12 protein-coding genes and 4 pseudogenes are annotated in these 13,521 nt (G+C 72.0%); 12 read left to right on the forward strand and 4 right to left on the reverse strand.

Features of this window, described 5'->3' with window-relative positions; translation table 11 throughout:
• Window positions 1-252: 252 nt before the first annotated feature.
• The 4 genes from LJ657_RS40635 to LJ657_RS40650 all read left to right on the forward strand — a co-directional run bounded on the left by LJ657_RS40635 (window position 253) and on the right by LJ657_RS40650 (window position 4,028).
• Window positions 253-993, forward strand: a complete 741-nt coding sequence (locus LJ657_RS40635) for a response regulator transcription factor (protein WP_232654720.1) — start codon at window positions 253-255, stop codon at window positions 991-993.
• A 356-nt stretch (window positions 994-1,349) separates the two neighbouring features.
• On the forward strand, window positions 1,350-2,582 hold the full coding sequence (locus tag LJ657_RS40640) for a cytochrome P450 (RefSeq protein ID WP_232654721.1): 1,233 nt from the start codon (window positions 1,350-1,352) through the stop codon (window positions 2,580-2,582).
• A 70-nt stretch (window positions 2,583-2,652) separates the two neighbouring features.
• The gene (locus LJ657_RS40645; RefSeq protein ID WP_232654783.1) at window positions 2,653-2,847 is read left to right on the forward strand and encodes a ferredoxin; all 195 of its coding nucleotides are present in this window, start codon (window positions 2,653-2,655) and stop codon (window positions 2,845-2,847) included.
• The gene (locus tag LJ657_RS40650) at window positions 2,844-4,028 is read left to right on the forward strand and encodes an NAD(P)/FAD-dependent oxidoreductase (protein ID WP_232654722.1); all 1,185 of its coding nucleotides are present in this window, start codon (window positions 2,844-2,846) and stop codon (window positions 4,026-4,028) included. Before LJ657_RS40645 ends, LJ657_RS40650 begins: the two co-directional genes overlap by 4 nt.
• A 3-nt stretch (window positions 4,029-4,031) precedes the next feature.
• Here LJ657_RS40650 and LJ657_RS40655 read toward each other — a convergent pair.
• Window positions 4,032-4,592, reverse strand: a pseudogene (locus tag LJ657_RS40655) (DUF3152 domain-containing protein); the annotation flags it as partial.
• A 1-nt stretch (window position 4,593) separates the two neighbouring features.
• On the opposite strand from LJ657_RS40655, the pseudogene LJ657_RS40660 reads away from it, so the two are divergent.
• The 4 genes and pseudogenes from LJ657_RS40660 to LJ657_RS40675 all read left to right on the forward strand — a co-directional run.
• Window positions 4,594-4,833 (forward strand): annotated as a pseudogene (locus tag LJ657_RS40660) (winged helix-turn-helix domain-containing protein); the annotation flags it as partial.
• A gap of 44 nt (window positions 4,834-4,877) precedes the next feature.
• Entirely contained in the window at window positions 4,878-6,362 is a 1,485-nt protein-coding gene (locus LJ657_RS40665; protein ID WP_232654784.1) for a sensor histidine kinase, read from the forward strand.
• Window positions 6,359-6,859, forward strand: a complete 501-nt coding sequence (locus LJ657_RS40670) for a GerMN domain-containing protein (protein WP_232654723.1) — start codon at window positions 6,359-6,361, stop codon at window positions 6,857-6,859. Before LJ657_RS40665 ends, LJ657_RS40670 begins: the two co-directional genes overlap by 4 nt.
• Window positions 6,860-6,898: 39 nt before the next feature.
• The gene (locus LJ657_RS40675; protein WP_232654724.1) at window positions 6,899-7,429 is read left to right on the forward strand and encodes a MarR family winged helix-turn-helix transcriptional regulator; all 531 of its coding nucleotides are present in this window, start codon (window positions 6,899-6,901) and stop codon (window positions 7,427-7,429) included.
• Between the two features lie 13 nt (window positions 7,430-7,442).
• On the opposite strand, the pseudogene LJ657_RS40680 reads toward LJ657_RS40675, so the two are convergent.
• Window positions 7,443-8,185: pseudogene (locus tag LJ657_RS40680) on the reverse strand (MFS transporter); the annotation flags it as partial.
• Between the two features lies 1 nt (window position 8,186).
• Between LJ657_RS40680 and LJ657_RS40685 the strand changes: the two are divergent.
• The 4 genes and pseudogenes from LJ657_RS40685 to LJ657_RS40700 form a co-directional block, all read left to right on the forward strand.
• Window positions 8,187-8,377: pseudogene (locus LJ657_RS40685) on the forward strand (helix-turn-helix transcriptional regulator); the annotation flags it as partial.
• A 31-nt stretch (window positions 8,378-8,408) separates the two neighbouring features.
• Window positions 8,409-8,786 carry a DoxX family protein gene (locus LJ657_RS40690; protein WP_232654725.1) on the forward strand — a complete coding sequence of 126 codons (378 nt, stop codon included), beginning with the start codon at window positions 8,409-8,411 and terminating at the stop codon, window positions 8,784-8,786.
• Window positions 8,787-9,254, forward strand: coding sequence for a peroxiredoxin (locus tag LJ657_RS40695; protein WP_308117124.1), 468 nt, complete (start codon window positions 8,787-8,789; stop codon window positions 9,252-9,254).
• A 78-nt stretch (window positions 9,255-9,332) separates the two neighbouring features.
• On the forward strand, window positions 9,333-11,666 hold the full coding sequence (locus LJ657_RS40700; protein ID WP_232654726.1) for a SpoIIE family protein phosphatase: 2,334 nt from the start codon (window positions 9,333-9,335) through the stop codon (window positions 11,664-11,666).
• On the opposite strand, the gene LJ657_RS40705 is transcribed toward LJ657_RS40700, so the two are convergent.
• Both LJ657_RS40705 and LJ657_RS40715 read right to left on the reverse strand, forming a co-directional pair.
• On the reverse strand, window positions 11,667-12,101 hold the full coding sequence (locus LJ657_RS40705) for a cupin domain-containing protein (RefSeq protein WP_232654727.1): 435 nt from the start codon (window positions 12,099-12,101) through the stop codon (window positions 11,667-11,669).
• A gap of 785 nt (window positions 12,102-12,886) precedes the next feature.
• The gene (locus LJ657_RS40715; protein ID WP_232654728.1) at window positions 12,887-13,498 is read right to left on the reverse strand and encodes a DNA polymerase ligase N-terminal domain-containing protein; all 612 of its coding nucleotides are present in this window, start codon (window positions 13,496-13,498) and stop codon (window positions 12,887-12,889) included.
• Between the last annotated feature and the right edge of the window lie 23 nt (window positions 13,499-13,521).

Consider the following 13,521-nt stretch of genomic DNA (forward strand, 5'->3'; position numbering starts at 1 on the left):
ACGAACCGCCCTCTCGGAGGAAGGGGACGAGGTCAGACGCAGGCGGACTCCCGCCCGACCGGCTCGGCCGCGGGCGGATCGCGCAGGCCCTTGTGGGTGAGCGCTCGTCCCGTCGTGGCGGGAGTGCGCTGGAGCCTTAGGCCTGGTCGGTGATCGGGTTGCTTGCGTCAGGCAAGCATAGATAGATTACTTGAGTCAAGCAATAGAAGAGATTTACTTGAGTTAGGCAAGCAGAACGGTAGGGTGAGTGACATGCCTCCCTCGTCCCCCGACGGCACCATCGGTGAGAGGCCGGCGCTCGCTCGCGGGGCCGGGCAGCATGTCCTGGTCGTCGCGGGTGAACCGGAGCTCGCCGAACTGCTGACGACCACCCTGGAGTTGGCGGGCTACCGCATCAGCCTGGCCGACACCGGTGCCGAGGCCCTGGCGCGGGCCATGGAGAACCGCTTCGACCTCGTGGTCCTCGACGCCACGCTGCCGGACCTGGCGGGCCTCGGCCGGGAGCGCCGCCCCCCGGCCGCGCACCGCCCCCCGGTCCTGTTCCTGACCGCGTACGACTCCCTGGATCGGCTTGTGCCCGAACTGGGCCTGGGGGAGAAGGACTACGTCACCAAACCCTTCCGGGTGGCCGAGGTCCTGACCCGGATGCAGGTACTGCTCCGTGGCAGGTATCGCGGCCCGCGCCGGGACGGTGCGCTGGCGTACCGCGACCTCGTCCTGGACGACGCCCGATGTCAGGCGCGGCGCGGGACGCGGGCGCTCGACCTCACCCCCGCCGAGTACCGGCTGCTGCGCCACCTCCTCGTCAACGCGCACGGGGTGCTGTCCAAGGAGCAGATCGGCCGCTACGTCTGGGGCGACTTCCGCGGCGGCAACGCCATCGAGCAGCTCGTGTCCCGTCTGCGCCGCAAGGTGGACCGGGAGACTCCAGCGCTGATTCACACGCGCAGGGGCTTCGGCTATTGGCTGGGGTCGGCGGACGGGGAGGCCTGACGGGGCGGTCCGGTCGGGGGCGGGGGCAAAGGGCCGGTGGTGCCTGCTCGGCCTCCTGTGAGGGCAGTGGTATGTGACATACCACTGCCCTCACAGGAGACCCGCGACTGTTCCCCCCCTTTGTCGTCGGACCAGTCAACTACACCTCAATGCAAGGAGGTTGGCATCCCCCGCTCGCGTCACGACACCGCCACCGACCCGTCAACCCGCGATGTGATCCGGGCCACGTCAGCTTTCTGTCAGGGAACTGACCGTAAGGCGTCAGCCCCCTCTGTTTGCATGTGCTCATCGAGGCCTCGACCCCTTCGCCCCGGCGCTCCGCCCAGATCGGAGCCCCCCCACCACCGAGGAGAACCATGGCCGACACACTGGCCGGACCCGCGCCCGAAGCGCCGGACGCCGCCCCGGAGTTCCCGATGCCCCGGGCGGGCCGCTGCCCCTTCGACCCGCCGCCCGCCCTCAAGGATCTGCAGGAACAGGCGCCGCTCACGAAGGTACGGCTGTGGGACGGCAGTGAGCCCTGGCTCGTGACTCGTTACGCCGAACAGCGGGCCCTTCTCGGCGACTCCCGGGTCAGCGCCGACACCGACCGGCCGGGCTACCCGACCAAGGCCTCGCCCGACGCCGGGGAGGGCAAGCTCAGCTTCATCATGATGGACGACCCCGAACACGCCCGGCTGCGCCGGATGGTGACGGCGCCGTTCGCCATCAAGAAGGTCGAGGCCCTGCGGCCCGCCGTACAGCGGATCGTGGACGGGCTGATCGACGACATGCTGGCCGGCCCCCGACCGGTGGACCTCGTCGAGTCGTTCGCCCTCCCGATCCCCTCGCTGGTCATCTGCGAACTGCTCGGCGTGCCCTACGACGACCACGCCTTCTTCCAGGACAACACCAAGACCATGGTCCACCGGGACGCCACCCCCGAGCAGCGCGGGCAGGCGAGCCGGGAGGTGGCCGCATATCTGGCCGCCCTCATCGGCCGGCGGCTCGCCGAGCCTGAGGACGACCTGCTGTCGAGCATCGCCAGACGCATCACGGCCGGTGAGATCGACCACCAGCAGGCGACGGAAATGGCGCTCCTGCTGCTGATCGCCGGTCACGAGACCACCGCCAACATGATCGCGCTGGGCACCCTCGCCCTCCTGGAGCACCCCGGCCAGCTCGCCCTGCTGCGCGAGACCGACGCCCCCGAACTCGTCGCCTCCGCGGTCGAGGAACTGCTGCGCTATCTGCACATCACCCACCTGGGACGACGCCGCGCGGTCACCGAGGACATCGAGATCGCCGGCCAGATCATCAAGGCCGGGGAGGGCGTCATCATGGTCAACGAGATCGCCAACCGCGACCCCGAGGTCTTCCCCGACCCCGACCGGCTCGACATCACCCGCGACGCCCGCCGGCACGTCGCCTTCGGCTTCGGAATCCACCAGTGCCTGGGCCAACCGCTGGCCCGGATGGAACTCCAGGTCGTCTACGGCACCCTCTACAAGCGCATCCCGACGCTGAAGCTCGCCTGCGCCCTGGAGGAAGTCAACTTCAAGAACGACGCGTTCATCTACGGCGTGCACCGACTGCCCGTCGCCTGGTGACCGTTCCGGATCCACAAACCGCGGCAGACACGCGGACGAACAAGAACCGCATGTGATGAAGGGGATCGACATGAAGGTGGAACTGGAAGCCGACAAGTGCGTCGCCTCGGGGCAGTGCGTGCTCGCCGCGATGGACGTCTTCGACCAGGACGACGACGGCATCGCGATCCTGCTGGAGGACGAGCCCGCGCCCGAGCTCCTCGACGACGTCAAGGAAGCCATCGCGGTCTGCCCGGCCGCGGCGATCCGTCTGGTCGAGCAGTGAGGCGGATCGCAGTGGTGGGTGCCTCGGCTGCCGGACTGGCGGCGGCCGAGACGCTCCGCCGCGAGGGCTACGACGGCACCCTCACCCTCGTGGGCGACGAGCCGCAGGCCCCGTACGACCGCCCGCCGCTGTCCAAGCAGGTACTGGCCGCGCAGTGGCAGCCCGCCCGGCTGGCCCTGCGCCCGCCCGCCGACCTGGCCGCACTCGACCTCGACCTGCGCCTCGGTGTGGCCGCCACCGGTCTCGAACTCACCGAGCGCACGGTGCGGCTGGCCGATGGCACCGAGGTGCCCTACGACGGGCTGATCGTGGCCACCGGTGTGCGTCCGCGGCGGCTGCCCGGTGCGGGCGCGCACGTACTGCGCACCCTCGACGACGCACTCGTACTGCGGGACCGGCTCGGGCCGGGAGTGCGCCTGGTCGTGGTGGGCGCCGGGTTCCTCGGGGCCGAGGCCGCCGCCGTGGCCTGGAGGCTCGGCGCCAAGGTCACGCTCCTGGAACCGGCGGCCGTGCCGCTGGCCCACGCCGTCGGTGCCGAGGTCGGCGCGCTGCTCGCCCGCGCCCATGTCGAGCGGGGCGTGGACCTGCGCTGCGGGGTCACCGCGAGCGAGGTGACGGAGGACGGGGTACGGCTCGCGGACGGCGAACTCGTCGAGAGCGACGAGGTGTTGGTTGCAGTCGGCTCACAGCCCAACACCGAGTGGCTGGAGGGCAGCGGGCTGGCCGTCGGCGACGGCGTGGTCTGCGACGAGTACTGCGAGGCCGCCCGGAACGTGTACGCGGCCGGGGACGTCGCCCGCTGGCACAACCCGCTGTTCGGCACGTCGATGCGGATCGAGCATCGCACCAACGCCGCCGAACAGGGCATGGCCGCTGCCCGCAACCTGCTCCGCCCCGACACCCGCAAGCCGTTCGCCCCGGTGCCGTACTTCTGGTCCGACCAGTACGACATGAAGATCCAGGCCTACGGCTATCTGCGCGGGCACGACGAAGTCGCCGTCGTGGACGGGGACTTGGCCGAGGGCAGGTTCGTGGCCGCGTACCGCACCGGAGGCGGACTGAGCGGTGCGCTTGCGGTGGGCATGCCGCCCAGGGTCCTCCGGGTGTGGCGGCAGGCGATCGCGGCCGGGGCCGCCTGGGGCGAGGCCGTGCGCACCGACGCGACCGTGGCAGGGGCGTGAAGCTCAAGGGGCGGCGGGGCCGGTGAGGTACCGTCCCCGCTCGTCGTACGGCCAGACGTTGGGCACGCAGCCGTGCATGCCCTTGATCTGCTGCATCATCGCCGGGGCCGGCTGTCCCGGGCCGGGGCAGGTGACGTGGCCGTGCCCGAGGAAGTGGCCGACCTCGTGGTTGATGATCAGTGCGTGGTAGGCGGTGACGTCCTTGGCGTAGACGGGGGTGGCGAGCAGCCAGCGTTCGAGGTTGGCCATCACCCGGTGACCGACGCTGCAGTTGTACCTGCCCTCGGTGTCCAGACCGCCCTCCGCGCATGTCTTGTCGACGGTCCCCGGAGTCGCGACCCGTACGACGAAGTCGGTGGTACCGCTGGAGACCCGCTGGAACGCCGAGCGGCCGTCGGCCGTCCAGCCCCGCGGGTCGGCGATTATGCGCTCCACCTCCTTGGCGACGGAGACGGCCGACAGGTCGGCGCCGTCCTCGACCTCGACCCGGTACCGCAGTGCCCTGCCGGTGCCGACCTTGGCGCTGCCGCCGGGCGCGACGGTGTACGTGCCCGGTCCAGTGGCCACGCTGAAGGGCGCACCGGTGGCGCTCGCCGCCTCCGAACTGCGGCTCCTGCTGACCCTGTCCGCCTCGCCCGGCCAGGTGTTCAGCCGGCAGCAACTCCTGGAGGCGGTCTGGGAGCACAGCTACCACGCGGACGCGCGGCTTGTGGACGCCTGCGTCAAACGGCTGCGCGCCAAGATGGGCGAACCGCGCTACATCGAGACGGTGCGCGGCTTCGGCTACCGGTTCGCCTCCCTGTGAGGCGTGCACCGAAGGCCCGGCGTCTGTTCGCGGACCGCTTCAGGGTGCCCCAACTGCGGGGTCTGCGCATCCGGTTGGTCGTGGCGTTCGCACTCGTCGCCGGGCTCACGGCCGCGGTCACCGGCGCGCTGACCTTCCGTGAGGCGCGCACGGGTGTGCTCCAGCAGAGCCAGGACGCGGTGATCACGCAGCTGCGCACCCAGGCCGACCGGCTGGCCCCCGGCCTCGTCGTGCCGCCGAGGCCGGCCGAACTGCGGCAGTTCGCCCTCGGTCTGGCGGCGACCCAGCCCGCCGGGAACTGGCGGGTGATGGTCACCTACGGCGACCTGATCGTGACCTCCGAGGCGGGCGACCGGTTCGCGGAACTCACGCCGGCTCTGCGCGCGGCCGTGGATTCCAGCCGGGCCACCGTCTTCCAGCGGGTGCGCACCCGGGGCCACACCTCGCTCGTCGTCGGTATGTCGGTCACCTTCGCCGACGGTGCGACCGACTCGGGCCTGCACGTCTTCCTGACGGTGCCGCAGACAACGGAACAGGCCTACGTGGACGCCCTGGTCACCGCCACGGAACGGGCCACCGTGCCCGCCCTGGTGCTGGCGGTGCTACTGGCCCTGCTCGCCGCGCGGGGGGTGCTCAGGCCGGTGCGGGCGCTGCGTACCGCCACCCGCAGCATCGCCGAGGGGCGGCTGGACACCCGCCTTGCCGTCGACGGCTCCGACGAACTCGCCGATCTGTCGCACACGTTCAACGAGGCCGCCGCAGCCCTGGAGGAGTCGGTGGCCGAACTGCGCGGGATGGAGGCCCGGGCCCGCCGGTTCGCCGCGGACGTCTCGCACGAACTGCGCACCCCGCTGGCCGCCATGTCGGCGGTCACCGACGTCCTCGACGAGGACGCCGCCCGACTCGACCCGGACACCGCCACCGCTGTGCGGCTGATCAGTGAGGAGACCGTGAAGTTGGCCCGTCTGGTGGACGATCTGATGGAGATCTCCCGCTTCGACGCGGGCGCGGCGGCGCTGCACCTGGACGAGATCGACCTCGCCGAGTCGCTGCGGCGCACCCTCGCCGCCCGCGGCTGGACCGACCTCGTGGACGCCGAACTGCCGCCGCCCGACGCCCTGCGCGGGCGCGTCGACCCCCGCCGCCTCGACGTGGTGGTGGCGAACCTGGTCGGCAATGCCCTGCGGCACGGCGCCCGCCCCGTCGTGCTGCGCCTGACCGAGGCGGGACGGCCCACGGCGGAGCGCCTGGCGGTCATCGAGGTCCGGGACAGCGGGCCGGGCATCCCCGACACCGTGCTGCCCCATGTCTTCGAGCGCTTCTACAAGTCGGACGCCGCCCGCACCCGCACCGAGGGCAGCGGCCTGGGCCTGGCGATCACCGCCGAGAACGTCCGTGTGCACGGCGGCACCGTGCGCGCCGCGAACCGGGCGGGTGGCGGCGCTGTCTTCACCGTCGAACTCCCGCTGCGCAACGAGCAGTTGTCGCGTGCTCAGGCCGACGCATCGGCACGAGGGGGCGGGCGATGAGGGCCGGGCGCCGTGCCGCCTTGCTGATGTGGCTTCCGGTGCTGGGGGCGCTCGCCTCCTGCGGCATTCCCACCACCGGCGTGGTGGAGGCAGGCGGGCCCGCGAGCGGGGCCGTGCCGACGCTGCGGGTCTACTTCGCGGACGGCGGTGCCCTGCGGGGCGTGGACCGCAGGGTTGCAGGGCCGGTCGATCCCGAGTCGGCCGTACAGGTGCTGTTGAGGGGACCGACCCGGGCGGAACAGGCCGAGGGCCTGTACACGCTGCTGCCGCCGGTGCCGTCCCTGATGTCCCAGGTGAAGGTGGCGTCCCGCGACGGCCGCGTGACCATCCGGCTCTCCGCCGTGCCGGGTGACTCGGGCGACCTCGCCGCGGCGCAGCTCATCTGCACGAGCGTCGCGGCACAGCGCGTCATCGCCCCGAGGGCCGACCCGCTGCCGGTGACTGTCACCGGCCCGGGGCTCTCCCTGCGGGGCACCGGAACGCAGTGCCCGCGGTAAATTACTTGAGTTACGCAACGATATGGTAAAGTGGATCGCATGCCCACTCCACCGCTCCCCGAAATCCCCGACACCCCTGCCTCGGACGAAGTGATCGAGATCGAGCGTGCGCTCACCCGCATCACCTACCTGAGCACGCGCGCCCGGCAGCACGACCGGCTGATGGCCCTGGCCGGTGTGCCGCTGGACCGCGCGGCGGTGGCGCTGCTGCGGCAGGTCGCCGATTCGGAGCCGCTGCGGCCGGGCGAGCTGGCCGCCCGGCTGGGAGTGGAGGCGTCCCACGTCACCCGCACCGTGCAGCAGCTGCAGAAGTCCGGCTACGTCACCCGCGTCCCGGACCCCGACGACCGTCGCGCCCAGCGCATCGAGCTGACCGAGGCCGGGCGGCAGGCCATAGACCGCATCCGTGACGCCGGTTCGCGCGGCATGCAGGTGGCCCTGTCCCACTGGGAGCCGGAGGAGCTGCGGCAGCTGGCCACCCTCTTCCACCGCATGGTGGACGACTTCCTCGCCGCCGCCGTCGAGGTGGACGCACAGGAGCAGACGGTCGCCCAGGCGGGCACCGCCTGACCCCACGCCGGGTTCATGCCGGCGTCGCGCGGGGGCGCCGGCCGGGTGGCCGCCGCACGGCCGCCGACTCCACCGCGACGGCGGGCTCCCGCAGACCGCACAGCAGAATCCGACCCAGGGCGGGCAGCACCATCAGCGGAACCGGGCGGCCCGCAGGGAGGTGGCGTCGGCCAACGCCCCCAGGGCCGGGGCCACGAGCCCGCCGACGCTCACCGTCAGCCCCAGGGTGACCCCGCTCGCCGTGCCGGGCCGCCGGGGCGGGAAGTCCTGGCCGAGCGTGATGTGCAATGCGAAGGGGACTTGCAGGCCGGCCGAGGTGAGCGCCACGAACAGGTAGACCGCCGGACCGGCTATCAGGATCAGGCCCGCGACGGCCAGGACGGTCAGCGCGTACGGCCGCCGCACCACCGCGACCCGCCCGAACCGGTCGGCGAGCCGGCCCCCGGCCACCGTGCCCAGCGCACCGCCCCCGTACAGCACGAACAGCGCTGCCGTTCCGGCCGCCTCCCCGCCGCCGACCCGCTCGCGGACGTGGAGCGACACGACGGCGCTCAGTCCGACGAAGACGACCGAGCGGCACACGATCGCACCGGACAGCCGCAGGAACGAGGCCCAGTCGTCCCCACCGATGGCCGCGGTCGCACGGACGGCCGCGCCGCGGCTGCGTGATGAACGCACCGCGGCCGCGCACAACGCCGCGCCGATCACCGCCGGAATCACCAGCAGGGGAGAGGCGCCCAGACCACCGGTGGCGACCCTGCGCATGCTGGCCGACGGCACACCCGTCACGACCGTCGCCCACCGTTGCGGTGGTCCTCCACCGGCGCCTTCATCGACGTCTTCCGCCGCTCCTTCGGCCGCACACCGGGAACCCACCACCGCCGCACGCAGGGCCCCACTTCCGGACGGGACCCCGCCGCCCGAACCACCCCCTCTACCCTCGGGTAACATCCGACAGCAGGTCATCAGAGGAGGAACCGTGCCACGGTCCGAACGCTCGCCCCTGCTGCTCGCCGGCCTACTGGCCGCCGCGGGTGTCGCTCATTTCGCCTCGCCGCGCAAGTTCGACGAGACCATCCCGGAGGCCCTGCCGGGCAAGCCCCGGACCTGGACGTACGCCAGCGGCGCCGCCGAACTGGCCCTTGCGGCGGGCATCGCACTGCCCCGCACCCGCAAGCCCGCGGCCCTCGCCGCCGCCGCGTTCTTCGTCGGCGTGTTCCCCGCCAACGTGAAGATGGCCGTCGACTGGCGGCACCGCCCCACCCCGCAGAAGGCCGCGGCCATCGGACGGCTGCCGCTGCAGCTGCCGCTCGTGCTGTGGGCCCGCAGCGTCGCGAGGAACGGGGAGGGCCGGTAAGTGACCGAGCGTGTGAACGTCGGCGACAAGATCGACGACTTCGAGCTGCCGGACGAGACCGGCACCACCCGCACCCTGTCCGAGCTGCTCGCCGACGGACCGGTCGTGCTCTTCTTCTACCCCGCCGCCCTCACCGCGGGCTGCACCGCGGAGGCCTGCCACTTCCGTGACCTGGCCGCCGAGTTCGCCGCCGCCGGTGCCCGGCCCGTGGGGATCAGCGGGGACTCCGTCGAGAAGCAGCAGGAGTTCACCGGTCGCCACAGCCTCGGCATGCCGCTCCTGTCCGACACCGACGGCACGATCCGCGAGCGCTTCGGCGTGAAGCGCGGCTTCACCCTGGCCCCCACCAAACGGGTCACCTTCGTCATAGCGGAGGACCGCACCGTCCTGGAGATCGTCCGCAGCGAGCTGCGGATGAACACCCACGCCGACCGGGCCCTCGCCGCCCTGCGCGACCGGCGGAAGTGACATTCAACCGAAACGGAGGGCCAAGCCGGCCCTCCGTTTCGGTTGAAGCGGTGCGACAAAAGAACCATCCTGAACTATATGGAGCACGCCCCCGCTGCGGCGATCGTCGATGCCCGGGGCATCGTGACCGGGTGGAGCGAAGGTGCCCGCCGACTGACGGGATACGCGGCCGAGCAGGCCGTGGGCCGTGCGGTGCGGGACCTGCTCGCCGAGGAGCCGCCGGCCGCAGTCGTGGCGGCGCTGACCGGCACGGTCGTACTGCGACACCATGACGGTTCGCCCGTCGAACTCGCGCTCACGGCGACCGCAGTACTCGGCGAGGACGGCGAACCCGACGGTTACATGATCACAGCCGAACCCCCCGGCGAGTCGACCCTGGCCGGCCACGCCTTCCAACAGGCGTCCATGTCGATGTCCGTCTTCGACACCCGCCAGCGCTATGTGCGCCTCAACGGTGTGGCCTGCCGGGTCATGGGCGTGGGGGAGGACGCCCTCCTGGGGCGTTTCTTCTCGGACACCGTCGAGGACGCAGTACACAGCCGCGGCTTCCTGGCCCATCTGCGCCAGGTGGCCGAGACGGGCCGGCCGGCCCGGTACGAGAGCTACACGGGCGCCCCGGCCCTGAACCGGGATCATGCCTGGACCACCGAGATGTGGCCGGTGCGCGACGCCTCCGGCGAGGTGAGCGCGGTCGCCCTGGCCGCGTTCGACAGCAGCGAGCAGTACTGGGCCCGGGAGCGTCTGGCGCTGCTGAACGAGGCGGCGGCCTCCATCGGCACGACACTGGACGTGGTCCGCACCGCAGAGGAGCTCATCGAACTGCTCGTGCCCCGCTACGCCGACTTCGCCAGCGTCGACCTGCTCGACTGGGTCCTCGGCGCCGATGAGCATCCCGCGTTGCCGGAGAGAGACATCGTGCTGCGCCGCGTCGCCCACGGCTCGGTCACCGGGGGCACGCCCGAAGCCGCCGTGCATGTGGGCGACACCGACTTCTACCCGTCGTTCTCGCCGCCCGCGAAGGCACTGAGAACCGGGCGGGCCGTCCTCAGCCACGCGGGCGAGCCGGATTTCGTGCGCTGGGTCGCCGAGCGCAACGCGCGGGCCCCCGTGGGCCGCCCCCACCGCAGGGGTGTGCACTCGATGCTCGCGGTGCCGCTGCGGGCCCGCGGCACCACGCTGGGCGTCGCGGTCGCCGTCCGCATCGCGAATCCGGACGACTACGGCGACGACGACGCCGTCCTCGCCGAGGAACTCGCCAGCCGCGCCGCCGTCTGCATCGACAACGCCCGCCGCTTCTGCCGCGAACGGACCACGGCGCTCGCGCTCCAGAGCAGCCTGCTGCCGAGAGGGCTGCCCGGACAGGCGGCGGTCGAGGTCGCCCACCGCTATCTGCCCTCCGATTCGCTGGTCGGCATCGGCGGCGACTGGTTCGACGTGATCCCGCTGTCCGGCAGCCGCGTCGCCCTGGTCGTCGGTGACGTCGTAGGACATGGCATCGCCTCCTCGGCGACCATGGGACGCCTCTGCACCGCCGTACGCACCCTCGCCGACGTGGACCTGCCGCCCGACGAACTCCTCACCCACCTCGACGACCTGGTCACCCATCTGGCGTCGGACGACACCGGCGACGAGGTCGCGGAGCTCGGCGCCACCTGCCTTTACGCCGTCTACGACCCCGTGTCGCGCCGCCTGGGCCTCGCCGCGGCCGGCCATCCGCCGCCCGCCCTGCTGCTGCCCGACGGCAGCGCGAGCCTCGTCCCCATGACGGCCGGACCGCCGCTCGGCGTCGGCGGCCTGCCCTTCGAGGCAACCGAGCTGGAACTGCCCGAGGGCTCCGTCGTGGCCCTGTACACGGACGGCCTGATCGAGGCCCGCGACCGCGACGTCGACCACGCCCAGGCCGAACTGTGCCGCGCACTGACCGCACGCGCCGACACCCTCGACACCCTGTGCGACACGGTCCTCAAGGCCGTACTGCCGGAGGAGCCCAGCGACGACGTGGCCCTGCTGCTGGCCCGCACCCGGGCACTGGGCGCGGACCGTATCGCCACCTGGGACATCACTCCCGATCCGGAGCGGGTGGCCGCGGCCCGGCAGGCGGCCACCGAGCAGTTGACCGCCTGGGGCCTGGACGAGGCCGCCTTCGTCACCGAACTCGTCGTCAGCGAGCTGGTCACCAACGCGATCCGGTACGGCGCACCCCCCGTGCAACTGCGGCTGATCCGCGACCGGAGCCTGATCTGCGAGGTCTCCGACGGCAGCTCCACCTCACCGCATCTGCGCCGGGCCCACGCCTTCGACGAGGGCGGCCGCGGACTGCTGCTGGTCGCCCAGCTCACCCAGCGCTGGGGCAGCCGCCAGACGGGCCGGGGCAAGACCATCTGGGCCGAACAGACGCTGCCCCCGGTGTGATCACTGGAAGGAGCAGCCCGGGTTGGGCACGTCCTCCGAGTACGGCGAGCCGTGCGGAAGGATGTACAGCACGTCAAGGACCAGCGGGGTGTCGCCCTCGTTGCGCCCGAGGTGGACGTCGCCAGGCCCACCCGGCTCGCGCACCGTGGTCCCCTGCGGGTACACGCCGTCCTCGGCGCAGTCCGCGTGGTAGTGGCTGAGCGTGCCCTGCTGGACGAAGCCGTAGACCGGGCCGTCGTGGTAGTGCCAGCCGGTGGCCTGCCCTGGCGGGACGGTGATCTCCCGGAGGACGTAGTCGGTGTTCCCGACGGTGGTGGTGCTGATCAGCTTGGCGGTCACCCCCGGCCCGGGAGGAGTGGCACCTGCGGTGCCGCAGGTCAGGACGGTGCCGGCGACGACTGTGCCGACGACTGCGGTACGGAGCGCGTTGCGCATGCGGAAAGGCCTCCCGGGACGAGGGACGAGGGACGAGACGAGGGACGAAGATCGAGTACCGCCGTGAACATAGAGGTCCGGGCGGCCCGTTGGGGCCGGAACGAGTCAATCCGTCTCGGGATGACGCGAGTTGGGCCCGGTCCGTGATCTCGTCCTGCCCCTGATGGCCAACGCCGGCGTGCCCAGCGCCACCAGCGGCGCCGCGCCGGACGCCTGGCGCCGCCTCGTGGCGTGGCTGATCCAGTCCTTCCAGGCCCCAGCCCGCGGACCGCTCCCCGACCCGCCGGAGGACACCGCTCTGCACGAGGCCATGCGCCGCGCCAGCCACGACATGAACTCCCCGGCGACGGGCAAACAGCACCGAGCGACCGGCCGGTCCCGCGGCTTCGGCGGCACACGCGTTACCGGCTGGCACGAAGTCGGCTGCCCCCGGCTGTCACATGGGCCAGAGCCGCCGTCTGCCGTCTGCCGTTTGCCGTCTGCAATGGGGAAATGGACAACCCGGTGAGACGCACGTACTGGGCAGCATGGCGGGACGGACAGCACAGCGCCAGGTCGACGATCTCCCTCATGCCGTCGAACGCGAGGCGAGAACCTGCAGCTCCTGCCGACCACGCTGACACCCCTGCACGCACAACGCGCTGGGATCACCCCGACCACGGCCTGGACGCCGCCGGCCATCACCCCGACCGCGGCAGGTCGGCGCGCTGCGGTCCCGGCCGTGTCGTGTGAAGCAGCCCATGCTGCTTTTCGGGCAGCGAGTCCAGCAGGCCGGACCCAGCTGCTCACCGCTCCCCGGCGGCCGCCGCGACCTGGGCGAGCGTACGGCCACTGCTGACCGAGCGGGCCCGGCGCGGATCAGGCGTCCCGTGTCCGTGGGCCCCTCCACCGGCCTTCACCAGCAGCCAGGCCTCCTCGGTGTCCCCGTCGTTCCCGCCGCGGAACCGGGTGAGGGCGTACTCGCCACGCAGTTTCGACCCCTTGAGGCGGAAGCGCGCATGCCCGCGCTCGAGCGACTCCCCGAAGTCGACGGAGCGCCCTTTGCGGTCGTGGCTGAGGGGCTCGTAGCTGCCGTGGTCCCACACGATCACCGTGCCGCCGCCGTACTCGCCCGCCGGGATCACGCCCTCGAACTCCTCGTACTCCAGCGGATGGTCCTCCGTGGGCACGGCGAGCCGCTTGTCCTGCGGATCGTCCGAGGGCCCCTTGGGGATCGACCACGACTTCAGTACGTCGCCGACCTGCAGCCGGAAGTCGAAGTGCATGGTGCTGGCGTCATGGATCTGGACGACGAACCGGGGCTCCGCACCCGAGGAGTCCGACCGCCCCTGCGGCTCCTTGGTCCGCCGGAAGTCCCGCTTGCCGCGATAGTCCCGCAGCCGGTCCCTCTCACCCACCTCGGCTCCTTCCCTGCGTCCCG

Source organism: Streptomyces guryensis (genome assembly GCF_021261325.1).
GTDB classification, from domain to species: domain Bacteria; phylum Actinomycetota; class Actinomycetes; order Streptomycetales; family Streptomycetaceae; genus Streptomyces; species Streptomyces guryensis.

Coding starts and splice junctions, on each gene's coding strand:
- LJ657_RS40635 (WP_232654720.1), top strand. CDS start 253: ATGCCTCCCTCGTCCCCCGACGGCACCATCGGTGAGAGGCCGGCGCTC.
- LJ657_RS40640 (WP_232654721.1), top strand. CDS start 1,350: ATGGCCGACACACTGGCCGGACCCGCGCCCGAAGCGCCGGACGCCGCC.
- LJ657_RS40645 (WP_232654783.1), top strand. CDS start 2,653: ATGAAGGTGGAACTGGAAGCCGACAAGTGCGTCGCCTCGGGGCAGTGC.
- LJ657_RS40670 (WP_232654723.1), top strand. CDS start 6,359: ATGAGGGCCGGGCGCCGTGCCGCCTTGCTGATGTGGCTTCCGGTGCTG.
- LJ657_RS40675 (WP_232654724.1), top strand. CDS start 6,899: ATGCCCACTCCACCGCTCCCCGAAATCCCCGACACCCCTGCCTCGGAC.
- LJ657_RS40700 (WP_232654726.1), top strand. CDS start 9,333: ATGGAGCACGCCCCCGCTGCGGCGATCGTCGATGCCCGGGGCATCGTG.
- LJ657_RS40705 (WP_232654727.1), bottom strand. CDS start 12,101: ATGCGCAACGCGCTCCGTACCGCAGTCGTCGGCACAGTCGTCGCCGGC.